Source organism: Paraburkholderia sartisoli (assembly GCF_900107685.1).
Classification (GTDB): Bacteria; Pseudomonadota; Gammaproteobacteria; order Burkholderiales; family Burkholderiaceae; genus Paraburkholderia; species Paraburkholderia sartisoli.
Genome location: NZ_FNRQ01000009.1, coordinates 1 through 14980, shown reverse-complemented (window position 1 = coordinate 14980; position 14980 = coordinate 1). Strand labels below are relative to the sequence as shown.

General features: G+C 61.8%; 16 protein-coding genes and 3 pseudogenes. 9 read left to right on the top strand and 10 right to left on the bottom strand.

The genetic code is table 11. The features are described 5' to 3' along the window. Nucleotides 1-59 precede the first annotated feature (59 nt). On the top strand, nucleotides 60-1076 hold the full coding sequence (gene kdgT, locus BLV45_RS22850; RefSeq protein ID WP_090536865.1) for a 2-keto-3-deoxygluconate transporter: 1017 nt from the start codon (nucleotides 60-62) through the stop codon (nucleotides 1074-1076). 623 nt (nucleotides 1077-1699) lie between these two features. Here the strand turns inward: kdgT and BLV45_RS22845 are convergent. Beyond that, nucleotides 1700-2032 (bottom strand): hypothetical protein, encoded by a 333-nt coding sequence (locus BLV45_RS22845; protein WP_090536863.1) that lies wholly within the window; start codon nucleotides 2030-2032, stop codon nucleotides 1700-1702. A 325-nt stretch (nucleotides 2033-2357) separates the two neighbouring features. On the opposite strand from BLV45_RS22845, the gene BLV45_RS22840 reads away from it, so the two are divergent. Continuing rightward, nucleotides 2358-2960 (top strand): universal stress protein, encoded by a 603-nt coding sequence (locus BLV45_RS22840; protein ID WP_090536861.1) that lies wholly within the window; start codon nucleotides 2358-2360, stop codon nucleotides 2958-2960. A 78-nt stretch (nucleotides 2961-3038) separates the two neighbouring features. On the opposite strand, the gene BLV45_RS22835 is transcribed toward BLV45_RS22840, so the two are convergent. From BLV45_RS22835 to hyfB, 6 genes are read right to left on the bottom strand one after another with little or no spacing between them, the layout of a single operon-like run. Then, nucleotides 3039-3566 (bottom strand): NADH-quinone oxidoreductase subunit B family protein, encoded by a 528-nt coding sequence (locus BLV45_RS22835; RefSeq protein WP_090536859.1) that lies wholly within the window; start codon nucleotides 3564-3566, stop codon nucleotides 3039-3041. Beyond that, a complete protein-coding gene (locus BLV45_RS22830; protein ID WP_090536857.1) occupies nucleotides 3566-5128 on the bottom strand; it encodes a hydrogenase large subunit in 1563 nt (520 codons plus the stop codon). The genes BLV45_RS22835 and BLV45_RS22830 overlap by 1 nt, the downstream gene beginning before the upstream one ends. Before the next feature lie 3 nt (nucleotides 5129-5131). Beyond that, on the bottom strand, nucleotides 5132-6592 hold the full coding sequence (locus BLV45_RS22825) for a hydrogenase 4 subunit F (protein WP_090536854.1): 1461 nt from the start codon (nucleotides 6590-6592) through the stop codon (nucleotides 5132-5134). Next, nucleotides 6585-7244 carry a formate hydrogenlyase gene (locus BLV45_RS22820; RefSeq protein WP_090536852.1) on the bottom strand — a complete coding sequence of 220 codons (660 nt, stop codon included), beginning with the start codon at nucleotides 7242-7244 and terminating at the stop codon, nucleotides 6585-6587. Before BLV45_RS22820 ends, BLV45_RS22825 begins: the two co-directional genes overlap by 8 nt. Then, nucleotides 7245-8195: a respiratory chain complex I subunit 1 family protein gene (locus tag BLV45_RS22815; protein WP_090536850.1), complete on the bottom strand. Its 951-nt coding sequence runs from the start codon at nucleotides 8193-8195 to the stop codon at nucleotides 7245-7247. After that, nucleotides 8192-10201, bottom strand: coding sequence for a hydrogenase 4 subunit B (gene hyfB, locus BLV45_RS22810; RefSeq protein ID WP_090536847.1), 2010 nt, complete (start codon nucleotides 10199-10201; stop codon nucleotides 8192-8194). The genes BLV45_RS22815 and hyfB overlap by 4 nt, the downstream gene beginning before the upstream one ends. Before the next feature lie 130 nt (nucleotides 10202-10331). On the opposite strand from hyfB, the pseudogene BLV45_RS22805 reads away from it, so the two are divergent. The 6 genes and pseudogenes from BLV45_RS22805 to BLV45_RS22780 all read left to right on the top strand — a co-directional run. Then, nucleotides 10332-10604, top strand: a pseudogene (locus BLV45_RS22805) (DUF1275 family protein); the annotation flags it as partial. A gap of 201 nt (nucleotides 10605-10805) precedes the next feature. Beyond that, nucleotides 10806-11252: a hypothetical protein gene (locus BLV45_RS22800; protein ID WP_176954231.1), complete on the top strand. Its 447-nt coding sequence runs from the start codon at nucleotides 10806-10808 to the stop codon at nucleotides 11250-11252. A gap of 51 nt (nucleotides 11253-11303) precedes the next feature. After that, nucleotides 11304-11624: an HPr family phosphocarrier protein gene (locus tag BLV45_RS22795; protein WP_090536841.1), complete on the top strand. Its 321-nt coding sequence runs from the start codon at nucleotides 11304-11306 to the stop codon at nucleotides 11622-11624. Next, a complete protein-coding gene (locus BLV45_RS22790) occupies nucleotides 11621-12388 on the top strand; it encodes a fused MFS/spermidine synthase (protein ID WP_143130467.1) in 768 nt (255 codons plus the stop codon). Before BLV45_RS22795 ends, BLV45_RS22790 begins: the two co-directional genes overlap by 4 nt. Nucleotides 12389-12470: 82 nt before the next feature. Next, nucleotides 12471-12698: a hypothetical protein gene (locus BLV45_RS22785; protein WP_090536839.1), complete on the top strand. Its 228-nt coding sequence runs from the start codon at nucleotides 12471-12473 to the stop codon at nucleotides 12696-12698. A gap of 169 nt (nucleotides 12699-12867) precedes the next feature. Next, nucleotides 12868-13065, top strand: a complete 198-nt coding sequence (locus tag BLV45_RS22780) for a ribbon-helix-helix protein, CopG family (RefSeq protein WP_090537143.1) — start codon at nucleotides 12868-12870, stop codon at nucleotides 13063-13065. Nucleotides 13066-13148: 83 nt separating this feature from the next. Here BLV45_RS22780 and BLV45_RS22775 read toward each other — a convergent pair. Beyond that, a pseudogene (locus BLV45_RS22775) lies at nucleotides 13149-13367 on the bottom strand (spermidine synthase); the annotation flags it as partial. A 125-nt stretch (nucleotides 13368-13492) separates the two neighbouring features. Between BLV45_RS22775 and fabZ the strand changes: the two are divergent. Next, on the top strand, nucleotides 13493-13960 hold the full coding sequence (gene fabZ, locus BLV45_RS22770; RefSeq protein WP_090536836.1) for a 3-hydroxyacyl-ACP dehydratase FabZ: 468 nt from the start codon (nucleotides 13493-13495) through the stop codon (nucleotides 13958-13960). Nucleotides 13961-14120: 160 nt separating this feature from the next. Here fabZ and BLV45_RS22765 read toward each other — a convergent pair whose 3' ends face one another. Beyond that, on the bottom strand, nucleotides 14121-14462 hold the full coding sequence (locus BLV45_RS22765; RefSeq protein WP_090536834.1) for a zinc ribbon domain-containing protein YjdM: 342 nt from the start codon (nucleotides 14460-14462) through the stop codon (nucleotides 14121-14123). 265 nt (nucleotides 14463-14727) lie between these two features. Continuing rightward, nucleotides 14728-14980: pseudogene (locus BLV45_RS22760) on the bottom strand (ISNCY family transposase); the annotation flags it as partial.

Here is a 14980-nt window from a genome sequence, read left to right as displayed (position 1 = left end):
ACGGGACATCACCCTGGGTCACCGACCCGACAACAGGACGCAAAGTCCATGGAGGAGGCATGAATATCAAGAAGGCCATCGACCGCGTACCTGGCGGCCTGATGCTGGTGCCGCTGCTGCTGGGCGCCTGTGTCCACACATTTGCGCCGGGCGCCGGGAAGTACTTCGGGTCCTTCACGAACGGGCTGATTGCCGGCACCGTGCCGATTCTGGCGGTGTGGTTCTTCTGCATGGGCGCGACGATCAACCTGCGGGCGACCGGTGTGGTCCTGCGCAAGTCGGGCACGCTGCTCGTGACGAAAATGATCGTCGCATGGGTCGCGACGATCGTCGCTTCGCACTTCATTCCAGTGGATGGCGTGAAGGCGGGGCTCTTCGCCGGCCTCTCGGTGCTCGCGATCACGACCTCGATGGACATGACCAACGGCGGTCTCTACGCCGCCGTGATGCAGCAATACGGCACGCGGGAAGAGGCGGGCGCGTTCGTGCTGATGTCGGTCGAATCGGGACCGCTTATCAGCATGCTGATTCTCGGCGCGACCGGCGTCGCGTTCTTCGAGCCGCGGCTGTTCGCGGGCGCGGTGCTGCCGTTTATCGTGGGCTTCGTGCTCGGCAATCTCGATCGCGACCTGCGCGACCTGTTCGGCCGCTGCGTGCATCCGCTGATTCCGTTCTTCGGCTTTGCGCTTGGCAACGGCATCGACCTGCACGTGATCGCCACGAGCGGACTGCCGGGCGTCCTGATCGGCCTCGGCGTGATCGTCGTGACGGGCATTCCGCTTATCCTGGCTGACCGCTGGATTGCGGGCGGCAACGGCGCGGCGGGACTCGCGGCGTCGTCGACGGCGGGGGCGGCGGTGGCGAATCCGGCGATCATCGGCGAGATGATTCCGCGCTTCAAGCCGCTGGTGCCGGCCGCAACGGCGATGGTGGCGACTGCCTGCCTCGTGACCGCGATTCTCGTGCCGATTCTCACGGCGCTATGGGTGCGCAGGCATCAGGCGCGCGATGCGTTGCGCAAGGAGATCGCGGACGCGACGGCACAACCGCTGAACGAGCGCGACGTTCGCGTGTGATCTTTTACGCGTCGCCTGGAGCGTGAATAAAGACACGCCCGCTGTGTGATCGCATCACGCAGCGGGCGTTTTCGCGTTCTGGTTCTGGTTCTGTTCCCGTTCAATCGTGTGATTAAAGAAAGACCTGCTGACAGTTCGCGGTCGGGCGAAGGGTTCCGCGGATTGCGGTTCAAATGCCTGGCCTGCGGTGCGGCCACGGTCTCAGTTGGCCAGCATCTCGATCACGCTGACGACAAATGCAAACACACCGATGCAGCCACCGAGGGTGACCGCGCCTTGCATAAAAGGTGACATACGCTACTCCGTTGAGGTAAAGGACCGTCCCTATTAAATCTCAACAGAAAGGAAAAAGAAAGGTTTGATTGCGTGCGGGTTTCTTCGGCGGCATCCGGAGCCGCGTTGGAGCGTCGCCGTGCCGGCTCCATCAGAACAACGTGCTGGCCAGTTTGCCTGGCGCACCGTCTGCCGGGTCATGAATGCCCGTGTGGCCGCCGCCTGCTCGCGCTCGCGGCAGCGCTTTCGATGAAGGAGGGTGCCATGAGCAGCACGCCAGACCCCGATAACGATTTGCCTGAACCGGACGTCGGGACGGGCCCCAGCGATTCGTCCGGTAGCGGTACGGCTCAGAGTCGGTCTGCCTTGACGAGTGCTGTCAGCTTTTCCCGTTCGGTACCCACGTCTGCCTTGGCGTCTGACGGCCAGTCGAGAACAACCCCATCGTCGAGCGATTCCCGTACAAGCGACGAGTAATCCCACTTGCTCAGCTTCCCCGATTGCAGCGCCTGCCCGATATCACGCCGGAGGTTCACCGGGAAGCTCGCATAGGCGCCCGATAATGCCGCGTACTGTCGAGCGTCGATTTCGGCGGACGCGTGATGTGAGGCCCAGGAGACGACCGCGACGATCGCCATGAACGGCACAGCCGTGTAGCGGAGAATGAACTTGATGGGTGTCATTGCAGGTTTTTCGAAAGACGCTTGAGCCGCAACAATGCTGACCCAACGTTTGATCTGGTGCGTGACATAGCCGAATGACGGGAAGGCCCGCGACAAGCCGCAGGCCGTGCGTCTGGTGCGCTCTGAGCGAACCGGGAACGACACCGGATGATCCAACTTCGGTGAGATCCGCGCGCAGTACTCTGCCACAGAATCAGTCGGCCTGCCAGGCGTCGCAAAGCTGACTATACTGAAAGGAATCGCCTTGATTCAGGCGTGCCGGGCTCGAGCAGCGAGCTTCGGACAGGACTTCAAGACGACCAGGCCTGAACGTAAGGAGAAACGTATGTTCAAGCATCTGCTGGTGCCGACTGACGGGTCGGCTCTCTCCGAAGCCGCGATCCAGATGGCGGTGACGCTTGCCACGGAAAGCGGCGCCAGGGTCACGGGGCTCCATGTCACTCCGGAATATCATGTCCTGGCGTATGGCACCGAGATGATCGCGGACACCGAGGACCAGTTCATTCAGGTTACCCGACAGCACGCGGAGAACTATCTCCTCGCCGTCACAAAAGCGGCCACCCAGGCCGGTATCGAGTGCGATACGGTGACGAGGAACCACGCTCACCCGTACGAGGCGATTATCCGCGTTGCAGCGCAACGGAACTGCGATCTCATTGTCATGGCGTCCCACGGCCGGGGCGGCATGCGTGCCTTGTTTCTCGGCAGTGAAACCCAGAAGGTGCTCACGCATTGTCAGATCCCGGTTCTCGTCGTCCGGGGGCCGAGGCAGACCGGTGCGGACGGTGTTGTGGAACCCAGCACGCCATCCACTGAATCAAAGCCTTCTCCGCCTCAGACATACATCGTTGCGCGCGCCTCGCTCGCGCTCATCCCGGTGCGTGTCTCGCCCACATCGCCGGCACCGCCACGAGGCTGGCAACGGTGATCGTGGACTTCAGTCGTTCGCGCGTGCGCGGAACCCTCACGCATGAATACTGTGAGCATCGTATGTCGTGACCGGTGATCACGGCGCGAGCATCGTGCGTTTCACACGAAGCGCGGTGAGAATGCCTCTCATGATATCGATGGGGGGTGGCGGACAACCCGGCACCGTGACGTCGACAGGAAGTAGTTTCGAGAGCGGTCCGCATACGGCGTAGCTTTCCTTGAACATGCCGCCGGTGCAGGCGCACTCGCCAACTGCGACGACCAGCTTCGGATGGGGCGTCGCTTCATAGGCCCGCCGCACCGCTTCCTTCATGTTCAGTGTCAGCGAGCCAGTGACGAGCAGCATGTCGGCATGGCGGGGACTTGCGACGAACCTGATACCCAGACCTTCGATGTTGTAGTACGGATTGTTGAGTGCCTGGATTTCCAGTTCGCATCCGTTGCACGAGCCCGAGTCGATCGCGCGAATGCACAGCGCACGGCCCAGTACGTCGAGTATGTCCTGCTGGATCTGCTGGCTTTCGGTGCGCCACGCGTCATCGCTTTCAGGCACGCGCGTATCCGGCGTGCCGGTTCTCGCGATCTGTTTGAGAAGTTGCCACATTACAGGTCGTGTCCCGCGTAGTTCAGACTGAATGACTTGTTGATCAGCGGGAAATCGGGAACGATATTGCCGATGATCGCGTGTTCCAGTGCCGGCCAGTTCTGCCACGACGGGTCATGGCAGTGACAGCGCAAAATGGTCCCGTCAGCCCCGGTCTCGAGTGCGATGAAGACATCGCCGCGCCAGCCTTCAATCCAGCCGACCCCACAGGAAGGCGAGCCTGCGTGTTCAACCGGCGTGACGACGTTACCGCCGGGCAGGTCGGCGAGGAGCGTCCGGATCAACCGCACCGATTCGTAGATCTCGTTGAACCGCACCGCGACCCGGGCGGCCACGTCACCCCGATCGTCGCTGACTGCCTGCACCTGAACCTCGTGGTAGGGGGCGTACGGGTGATCGACGCGCACATCGATTTTCCGGCCGCTTGCACGTCCCACCAGCCCGTACACACCGAAGTGCTCCGCCACGCTTGCGGAGAGGATGCCAGCACCTGCAAAGCGATCCTGCAACCCTGACTGGTCGTCGTAAATGTTCTGCATCACGCGAACCTGCGTGTCAATCTGGTCGCACTGCGTCAGTATCGCGGTGATGAAGCGCGCATCCACGTCCGTTGACATCCCCCCGGGAACGATCTGGTCCATCAGATAGCGATGTCCGAACGCCTGATTGTTCAGACGTAGCCAGTCTTCCTTCAGACGGGAAAATTGCGCGAGGCCGTAGGCAAACCCTGCATCGTTGCCGAGCGCCCCAAGATCGCCCAGGTGGTTGGCAATGCGTTCGCGCTCCAGCAGCAGCGCCCGCAACCACTGCGCGCGCGGCGGAATCCGTCCGTTCATCGCGCGCTCGACCGCCATGCAATAGGCCCACGTAAAGGCAACCGTGGTGTCGCCGGCGATGCGTCCCGCGAGACGGTGTCCGTCGAGCGCGGGCACGTGCTCGAACAGCCGCTCGATTCCCCGGTGCGCATAGCCCAGCCGCTCCTCGAGGCGCAACACCTTTTCGCCGACAACCGAGAAGCGAAAGTGCGCGGGCTCGATCACGCCTGCGTGGATCGGACCGACGGCAATCTCGTGGACACCGTCACCCTCGACGTGGACGAACGGGTAGTCCGCTTCCTGCGATTCAAACCGCTCGGTCCCGGAGGACAATTTCCGCAACGGAAAGTAATCGGCCGGCCAGTTGCCATGATTCAGCCACGGCCGTGTATCTTCAGCGCCGGTCGCACGCAGCCCGACCAGATCGTAGACGGCCCGTTGCATGCGTGTCGCGCACGGAAAGATCGCCGATATATCCGGGTATCCGTCGCGCTCCCCACGCCCGTCGCCCACCGGCGACTGAAGCCACAGGATGCCGTCTTCCAGTGCATAGGCCGCGGAGATCACGAAGATGCCCACCGTCTCTTCGGCACCCCACAGCGAGATCAGACGGCCACCCGCCTCGCGCACCGTGCTGGCGGTGCGGGCCCACGTGTCATGGTCGACCCGTGCGAGAAAAGCCGAAGACCTGCCCGCAAATGCCGACAGACGGACCAGGTTGGGAAACCCGAACGCCTCGATGCGCATGCGTCACCCCGCGATCATGGCCGCCGCCTGCCGATACCACGTCGCAAGCCAGGGCGGAATATAGAGTCCCAGCATCAAGCCGATGCCGAGATGGACGAATACCGGCAGCAACGCCGGCGAGTGTTCCAGAACCCTGGCCGTCGTGTCCCCGAACACCATGCCCTGCACGCGCACGAAGATGGCCGCGAACGCCACGGCAAGCGTGAGCAACAGGAAGGGTGTGGCCCACGGGAGCTGGCTCATCGCGGTGGTCAGAATCAGGAACTCGCTCGCGAAGACGCCGAATGGCGGCATGCCCAGGATCGCAAGCGTCCCGAGCATCATGCCCCACCCGACGGTTGGGCTCACGCGCAACAAGCCGCGGATGTCGTCGATCACCTGGGTGCCGGCCTTCTGGGCCGCATGCCCGACGGTGAAGAAGATGGCCGACTTCACCAGCGAATGCACCGTCATGTGGAGCAGGCCCGCAAACGTCGCGATCGGGCCGCCAAGCCCGAAGGCGAACGTCATCAGGCCCATGTGCTCGATCGACGAATACGAAAAGAGCCGCTTGACGTCTTTCTGCCGGAATAGCGAAAAAGTGGCGACCAGCACCGAGACCAGTCCGAAACCCACCAGCAGGTATCCCGGCAGGCCGTTGTGGAGTGCGCCATCGGCCAGTACCTTGCAGCGCAGCACCGCATAGAGCGCGACGTTGAGCAGCAGGCCGGACAGCACGGCGGAAATCGGCGTGGGGCCTTCGGCATGCGCGTCGGGCAGCCAGTTGTGCATCGGCACGAGGCCGACCTTGGTGCCGTAGCCGATCAGCAGAAACACGAACGCGAGCGAAATGATGGTCGGGTCGAGACTGCCCTTGACCGCGTTCAGACTGGTCCAGAGCAGTGCGTCGTCGCCGCCGAGCTGCCGGCTTGCGGCGAGATAGAGCAGGATCGTGCCGAACAGCGCCTGCGCGATGCCGACACCGCACAGGATGAAGTACTTCCACGCGGCTTCGAGACTTGCCGCCGTGCGATAGACGCTGACCAGCAGCACCGTCGCGAGCGTGGCGGCTTCCATGGCGACCCAGAGGATGCCCATGTTGTTGGTGAGCAGCGCGAGCAGCATCGCGAAGATGAACAGCTGGTACATGCTGTGGTAGAGACGCATGCGAGGGCCGGTCATCTTGCCCCGGTCACGCTCGATGCGCATGTACGGCCGCGAAAAGATCGACGTGGTCCAGCCGACGAAGGCCGTCAGCGTGACCAGGAATACGTTGAGCGGATCGACGAAGAACAGCTTGCCGAGCGCGAACGCAGGCCCGTGCGCCACGGTTTGCACGGCGAGCAGCATGGAGGCGGCAAAGGTCAGAAAACTGAACCCGACGTTGAGTTCCGCCGCGACAGGGTGTTGCCCCACGAGCGCCAGACTTGCGCCTGCGAAGAGCGGGATCGCGAAAACCAGCAGCAGTACCCAGGCTTCAGTCATCCTTGAGTTTTTCCAGGTGATGAATGTCCAGACTGTCGAACTGTTCGCGGATCTGGAACATGAACACGCCGAGGATCAGGATGCCCACCAGCACATCGAGTCCAATGCCGAGTTCGACGATCATCGGCATGCCGTTCGTCGCCGCGGCAGCGGCAAAAAACAGGCCGTTTTCCATCGACAGGAAGCCGATCACCTGCGGTATCGCCTTTGCGCGCGTGATCATCATCATGAACGACAGCAGCACGCAGGCGAGCGCGATGCCGAGCGTGCCGCGCGCGACCGACGAGGCGAGCTGGCTGACCGGCGACGCGACGTTGAATGCAATGATCACGAGCACGATGCCGACCAGAAGGGTCGTGGGAATATTGAGCAGGGACTCGACGTCCGTCTTTACGTTCAGACGCTGCACCAGCCGGTAAAGAATCCAGGGAATCAGGCCGACCTTGAGCACCAGCGTCAGCGCGGCGGAGATGTAGAGGTGGATGTCGGCGGTGACATATCCCAGGATGAGATTGGCTGTCACGAGTGTCAGGCCCTGCAGCGTGTACAGGTGAATCAGCGACAGGATCCGGCGCTGGCTGAGCATCGCAAACGACAGCAGCAACAGGATGGCGGCCAGGAAGTTGATGATCTGCGTGGCGAACCCGTGCATTCACGCCCCCAGCAGAAAGTGAACGAGCATGCCGATGACGGCCAGCAGGAACGCTGTCGCGAGAAACTCCGGCACGCGGAAAATGCGCATCTTCGCGTTGGTCGTCTCGACTACCGCGAGCGCCGCGCCCCCCACCAGCAGCTTGACGAAGAGCGCCGGTATCGCGAGCAGCAGCGCCATCGGATTGCCGGCTTCCGCGATGCCCCACGGAATGAACAAGGCGAGGCCGATGCAGGAGTACGCAAACAGTTTGAGGCTCGCGGCCCATTCCATCAGCGCGAGATGCCGGCCGGAATACTCGAGGATCAGCGCCTCGTGGATCATCGTCAGTTCGAGATGCGTGGTCGGATTGTCGACCGGCAGACGCGCGTTTTCGGCGAGCGACACCATCGTGAACGCGATCCCTGCGAACGCGAGGCTCGGATAGATTGCCAGTTCGCGATGACTGAGCGTGGAGACGATGCTGGTCAGCAGGGTGGACTGCGTGATCAGCGACGCCGAAAACAGCACCATCAGCAAGGCCGGCTCCGCGAGGAAGCCGACCAGCATCTCGCGGCGCGCGCCGAGCGAGCCGAACGCGGTGCCGATGTCCATCGCGGCGAGCGAGATGGTCACGCGCGCCAGCGCGAAAAGACCCACCAGGGCGATCGCGTCCGCGGCGGGCGAGAGCGGCAGATCAGTCGAAAGCGTGGGCACGATCGCACAGGCGAGCGTCATGCATGCCCAGACGACATAGGGCGCGCCGCGGAATATCGGGCTCGCGTGGCCGGCGACGACCGATTCCTTGTTGAACAGCTTGTGAAGCATCCGGTAAGGCTGCCAGATGCTCGGTGCCCGGCGGTTTTGCAAACGCGCGCGGCACATGTTGACCCACCCTGTCAGCAGGGGCGCTGCCGCCAGGGCGAGCAGGATCTCCAGCCCCTGGGAGAGCAATCCGGAAAACGTGATCATCGTCTCACCAGCATCAGGAGCACGATCAGCACGAGAAAGCTGTGCATCAGATAGACCGCGATGCGGCCGGTCTGGAGCAACCCGGCCAGTGCCGCGACGCGCTTGACCAGCCGCTCGATCGGCTCATAAATCAGCGTCCACGCGCGATCTGTCACGGTGACGCTGTACACGGGGTGACTGTCGAATGGCGAAGGAAGCCGCCGTTCGATCCTGAACAGCGGCGCGAAGATCTGGCGGATCGGCTGCCCGAACCCTTCTGCCGTGTCCTGCATGCGCGCGTTCACGAACGGAAAGCCACAGGCCCAGGGTGCCGCACGCCGCAGGCGTCCGTGGTAAAGACGGCGAACCAGCAGCCACGCGAGCCCGCAGCAGGCAAAGAAGAACAGCAGGAAAACCGCCGGCATGTAGCTGGCCCGGTCCACACTGGTGGGTGCGAGCAGCAGCCAGCCATTCCTTGCGACGGTCTGTCCGATACCGGTGCCAACCAGCATCTGTGTGACGCGATCGAGAACGACCACGAACTGCACCGGCAACAGCCCGAGCAGCACGCATATCGCTGCGAGCCACACGAAGCCGATGCGCTCCCACTGGCTTGCGTCCCGCGCACCGCGCAACTTCGCCTCGCGAGGCTGGCCGAGAAAGATGATGCCGAAGAACTTGACCATCGTGTAGCCCGCAAGCGCGGCCACGAGAGCAATCAGTGCTGCCACGAGCGGGACCACCATGTTCAGGAACGGATCGGGCAAGCCGGGGGTGAACAGAAAGCTCTGCAGCAGCAACCATTCGGAGACGAAGCCGCTCAACGGCGGCAGGCCCGCACTGGCAAACGCGCCAACGAGAACGGTCCACGCGGTCCACGGCATGAAACGGATCAGGCCGCCGAGGCGCCCGAGATTGCGCTCGCCCGTCGCGTGGAGCACGGAACCGGTGCCGAGAAACAGCAGGCTCTTGAATGTCGCATGACTGGCGATCTGGTAGAGCAGGGCCGTCAACGACAAGGCGGCCAGCGCGCTCATTCCGTACGCGCGAAACAGGATCGCGAGCCCCATGCTGACGAACATCAGGCCGATGTTGTCGATTGACGAGTATGCAAGCAGCCGCTTCATGTCCGTCTGGATGGCGCTGAACACCACCCCGAACAGCGCGGTGAAGAGTCCGAGCATCAGCATGAGCACGCCCCACCACGCGACTTGCAGGTGCAGCAGGTCAAACACCGTGCGCAGCACGCCGTAAAGACCCGCTTTCAGGACGAAGCCGCTCATGAGGGCCGATACCGGCGACGGCGCGGCTGGATGGGCCTCGGGTAGCCACACATGCAGCGGGAAGATGCCGGCTTTCGCGCCGAAGCCGAAGAGCGCCAGCAAAAACGCGACGGAGGCCCAGAACACGCCCAGATGCTGTTGACGCATGCCGGCGAACGTATAGTCGCCGGAATTGCCCTGCAACAGGCCGAAGCACAGCAGGAGCGCCAGCGCGCCGACATGGGAGATCAGAAAGTAGAGCCAGGCGGCCCGGCGGATTTCGGCGATGCGGTGATTGGTCATCACGAGGAAAGTGGCCGACAGCGTCATCGTCTCCCACGCAACCATGAAGCAATAAGCATCGTCTGCCAGCAGCACTACTGCCATGCTCGCGAGGCACACGTGATACTCAAAGCACAGCAGCCCGGGCGGCGTGCCCTCGCCCTTGCGGAAATAGCCGGCGGAGAACGCGCTTACGCCTGTGCTCACCACGCCGAGCACCGTGAGGAAATATGCCGACAGGCCGTCGAGCCTCAGATGAAACGGCAGGTCCGGCAACCCGAACGGCAGGACGACTTGCCCGGGAACGGAGAAAACACCCGCGAGGCCAAGTCCACACAGAAGCAGACCGAACACGGCGCCCAGTGGAAACAGGCCGTGCGCCACCACGCGTGTGCGATGCAGGTTCGCGAGTCCCAGAACCCCGACGGCCAACCAGCCGGCAACCACCAGCAGCACGTAATGGATGACCAGCAGGTGTTCCATCAGCGTTGTCTCCGTTCCCCCCGGACGGTACGTTCGCCCCGGGGCATCAAGTTAGCAGTTGATGATAATCGCGTTATCATCCTAGCAGTTTTATCGATCCGGTTCCACAGGGGAGATCCAGCGAGGCCCCGTTGTGCTCCCGCACTTCATCATGGGTTTGCAGGACACCATGATCACCAGACTGTCCTGCGCTGAAATCCGTATCACCCATATGACTGGAATCGTGACGGACATCGGCATCGAACCGGGCAAGCTCTGCGACCTGAATTCCGCGAAGACCGACCCCGGCGCACCCTTCGTACTGGCGAATCGGACGAGACTGAAAGTGCATGGGACGATGCTGGCCATGTTCGTCGTCGGTGGTTTTACCGGTGCGATGGGATTCAGGCACGTCGGCTACGCGTGTGTACATGGAAGCAGCGGCGAACGGACTGATCGTTCTTCGTTTGTGATGGGCATCGTCAAATCATGATAATGTAATTATCATTGATTTATCCTGAAATGCTAATAATATAGCAGGCTTGGGCAGGAATCTTGTTGATCACGTTGCAGGCCGGGCTTGCGCGAAACGAGGTGTATGCCTGCGCGCGGCAGGGAGGTCGACGTGATTGATGCAAGTGTTCCGCTGCTGTCCCACGACTACACGCACCTGTATCTGCGGGACGTAATGGGTCGTCGCGGATTGATCGTCATCGGCGTGGGCAAGGCGGGCGAACGCGGATTCCAGATGCTTTACCGTTTTTCGGATATCTGCGACCGACTGGAAGAGTGCGGAGTCAACGTCATTTTTGTCTATCAGAAGGAATCGGCCCGCCATGTCCTGGATGCGACCTCACTGCTCGGGGCTCGCTACAGGCAGAAGCCATTTCTGCTTCTGGATGACGATGGCCAGTTCTTTGTCGGGCCGCCGCACCCAAGATCGCTTCGCGCCATTTACCTCGACCGGGAAATGAAGCGGCTCGACACGACCGAAATCGCTTTGGGAAGTGAAAGGTGGGACCCGCTGCTGCGGGGTTTCTTCGCCCAGGTCATGGCAGGTTCGATGCATTGAGCGCGCCCGGCGGTTCGGGCCCGGGTTACGGTTTAGGCACAGGGGAGTGGGTTGGTCGAAGCACTGATTCAGGTAGGCGACCCGTGGGGGTTGAACGGACACGGGTCAGCGAGGCTTGCCGTTCACGCATCCCGGTTCGCGAGCGACATCATCTGCGTGGCGAACGGCCGGTCCGTCAACGCGAAAGATGTCATATCGGCGATGTCCGTGCGGGCAAAGCCGGGCACGCAGTTACACATCCGGGCAACTGGTCCTGACGGGGCCGCACCGGCCATGCTGCGTACGCCGATCCTTTTGACGGACCGCTGCAAGGGGGCGTGGCCCACGCCCGCCGATTGTCCCTGCACCGGAATCTTTCGATCACGCACATGAAAAGAATGAGGGAGGCGAGCAGGCCGGTGGTCATAGAGAATGACCAGGTCGTTTCACTGTACTTCGATGCGCGCGGGGTGCAGAGCACCATGTTGCGGCACGATCCGTACGCGCTTGCGCTGGGTTATACGCGGACCATGATGGGTTTCCTGCTATTCCAGCCATTCCCGCGTCGCATTTCGATGATCGGTCTGGGCGGCGGCTCGCTGGCGAAATACTGCTATCGCCATTTGCCCGACACCACGATTTCCGTCGTCGAAATCAATCCCCAGGTGATCGCGCTGCGCGACCGGTTTCATGTGCCGCGCGACAGTGAACGCTTCCGGGTGGTGTGTGCCGATGGGGCGCAGTACGTCACGGTTCCGGATCATCGGCCCGACGTGCTGCTGGTCGACGGTTTCAATGCCGATGGCCTGCCCGCGGAGCTGGGCAGCAGGGCGTTTTATGAAGCCTGTCGTCGCAGGTTGAGTGACGACGGCGTCCTGGTGGCGAATCTGGTGACCGACGAACCGGACTTCCATCGCTACCTGCGCTCGCTCAGGGATGTCTTCGCGAACGCGGTGACGCTGGCGCCGTCCGAAGGCAGTGAACACAACGTCACTGTTTTTGCGTGGAAAGGAGAGGACAGGCTTCCGTCCCTGGCAGCGATGCTCGACCGGGCCCGCGCACTCGGACCCATGCATGCGGTCAATCTCCATGCGACGGCCACGCGCATCGAGTACGGCAAGAAATTTAACTGGCATCGATATGAGCAAACGTGCTGAGCGGATGCGTCTGTCGCAGATGGACAGCAACTCCTGCACGTTCGTGGCCTGCTTGAGCAGGCGCATTTCTCGAGGATAGAAGATGACAGCGGTAAGTGACAACGACAACAGCCCCTTGACCCATGCAGCCATCTGGGCGCTTGAGCGTCTGGCCCAGCAGCGATACGGCCGCGATGCGCCCACGTTAAACTGGTCCGTCGCGCAGGAACTGCGTAGCGCCGGGTTGGTATCCGTTCCCGCGAACGGGCGGGGCGGGGCGTCGATTACCCAGGCTGGACAGGATTTTCTGCGGGCCAGGGCGGAGAGCTAGCGCACCGTGCCGTGCGTTGCACGCCGCAGGCTTCCCGGTCACTATAAGGCCGGATGTCGGCGATGCATGTGGGAACCGCCGGCCACCCTGTGATTCTGGCGCCACGAAGATGACTCGGGCTACCCGATGTATTATAATTTAATTAACATAATTGGACTTCGCCCTCGTCATGGAAACGAAAAGTGCTCGACTCACGATTCTGATCGATCCTGTGAAGAAGGAAGCGTTCGAAAAACTGTGCGCGGCGCAGGACTTGACGCCCTCACAGGTCGTGCGGCAACTGATCCGCGACTACCTCGATCAGCATGGTGTCAGCTACCGGACCAAAAGCGTAATTGGCGCACGTCCGCGCCGAAAAACCGCCTGAAGTACACCTGCGCTACGTCAGCAACGGGGTCCCGCGCAGGCATCGCACCGGGTCCTGGTTCCACGACATTGCAGGTCTCCTTGAGGATCGTCGCCGACAAAATTCGCGACCTGCACCTCATCGCCCGAAAGCCGCGCATGGCAAGCCGGGTAAAAGGCGGCGTTGCCCAGTCGTGCGGGCATGCCGTGTGCCAGAAAGCCATCCACCAGAATCACGCCTGGGCACGCATCGTGGCCCTTGACGACGTATTCCGCGCCGTCCGCGCAGATTACTTCGAGTCGCCCGTCATCGGGCGGAATATGTTTCGACAAACTGCGCGACCGTATCAAGGCATTCGCATTCGATGCGGCGGCAGCACGTGTTACCAATCCACTTGCACCCGCATCCGGAGTGGTCATCGCGCGGTCAATGCGTGAGCAGAAACACCATGAGCACTGAAAAAATCAATCTCGACATCCACAAGATTCTCACGCTGCTGCCGCATCGCTATCCGATCCTGCTGGTCGACCGGGTGCTCGAACTCGAGCCGCACAAGCGCATCAAGGCGCTGAAGAACGTGTCGATCAATGAACCGTACTTCATGGGCCACTTCCCGAGTCGTCCGGTGATGCCGGGTGTGCTGATTCTGGAAGCGCTCGCGCAGACGGCCGCGCTGCTGACCCTCTCGGAAGAGCCGCATGATCCGGCCAACACGCTGTATCTGTTCGCCGGCATCGATAACGCGCGTTTCAAGCGCGTGGTCGAACCCGGCGACCAGCTGATCCTGAACGCGACGTTCGAGCGGCATATGCGCGGCATCTGGAAGTTCAAGGCACGCGCCGAAGTAGATGGCGTGGTTGCGGCTGAGGCCGATCTGATTTGCACGGTCAGACATGCGGATGGGGGCAAACAGTAAGGTGCTGGCCGACGTCGACGTGCATCCAGATTCGCGGTCAGCCCTCGATCAATGTCACGACCACGATGAGCGATCACGGATCGCCGACGTTGCCCAATCGGGTTTGGGAAACCACGATCTTTAGCGCTGCTGGTGAAAAGGCTCGGAAATCGATTTACGTTCAGATTTTCTTCAGATAACAGGCCTTGAGCATAAAGTTGCCGGCGTCCATCTTGCAGTCAACTTCATGATCACCGCCGACGAGGCGGATGCTCTTGACCTTCGTGCCCATTTTCAGCGTGATCGACGAGCCCTTGACCTTCAGATCCTTGATCAACGCGACCGAGTCACCATCGGCAAGGACATTGCCGTTGGCGTCCTTGACGACAGTGTCCGCGTGAGAGTCGTCGGACTCGCCAGCCGCAATGGGCCATTCATGGCCGCAGTCGGCGCAGATATAGTTGTCCCCGTCGGGGTACGTGTTTTCCATCGCGCATTGCGGGCAAGCTGGCACGTTCGACATGCGTTTCCTTCTGAATACCGGTGTTTGAAGACCGGCAGTATACCTGCCCGGCGTCCGGTTTTCGCCGGGGCTGGCCCACGGGGTGCTTGATTCTTGAGGTTCCTGCGATCGCGCAGTGAATCACCAGCTTGTCGGCATTCAGAAACACGACATTCTCATATTGCTCCTACACCCATGTCAAAGCCATTCTGGAATGTCCGCTTTCCAGCTAAATAGAGATGTCCGGGTTTCAGGGGTTAAAGCTTTGTCTTTAACGGGGTACTGCTTACGCAGTGTCGAAGAGTTGATCCTGAATGGGCAGGGCGCTTACGCCTGTTCCACTGTCGTTTGCGGACCGACGACCCGGTTTGCGAGTTTGTGGCGCAGCCTGTCTTCGCTGAGACAGATCCACGATCACGTGCTCGATGTCGGCCTGCGTGAACTCGCGCTGCTTCTTCTTGCCCGGCATGGGTTTGCTCCGATCAGTCGTGGTCGAATCGCCTCGATGCGTGCGCGACGGTGCCTTGCCGATCCGGCTG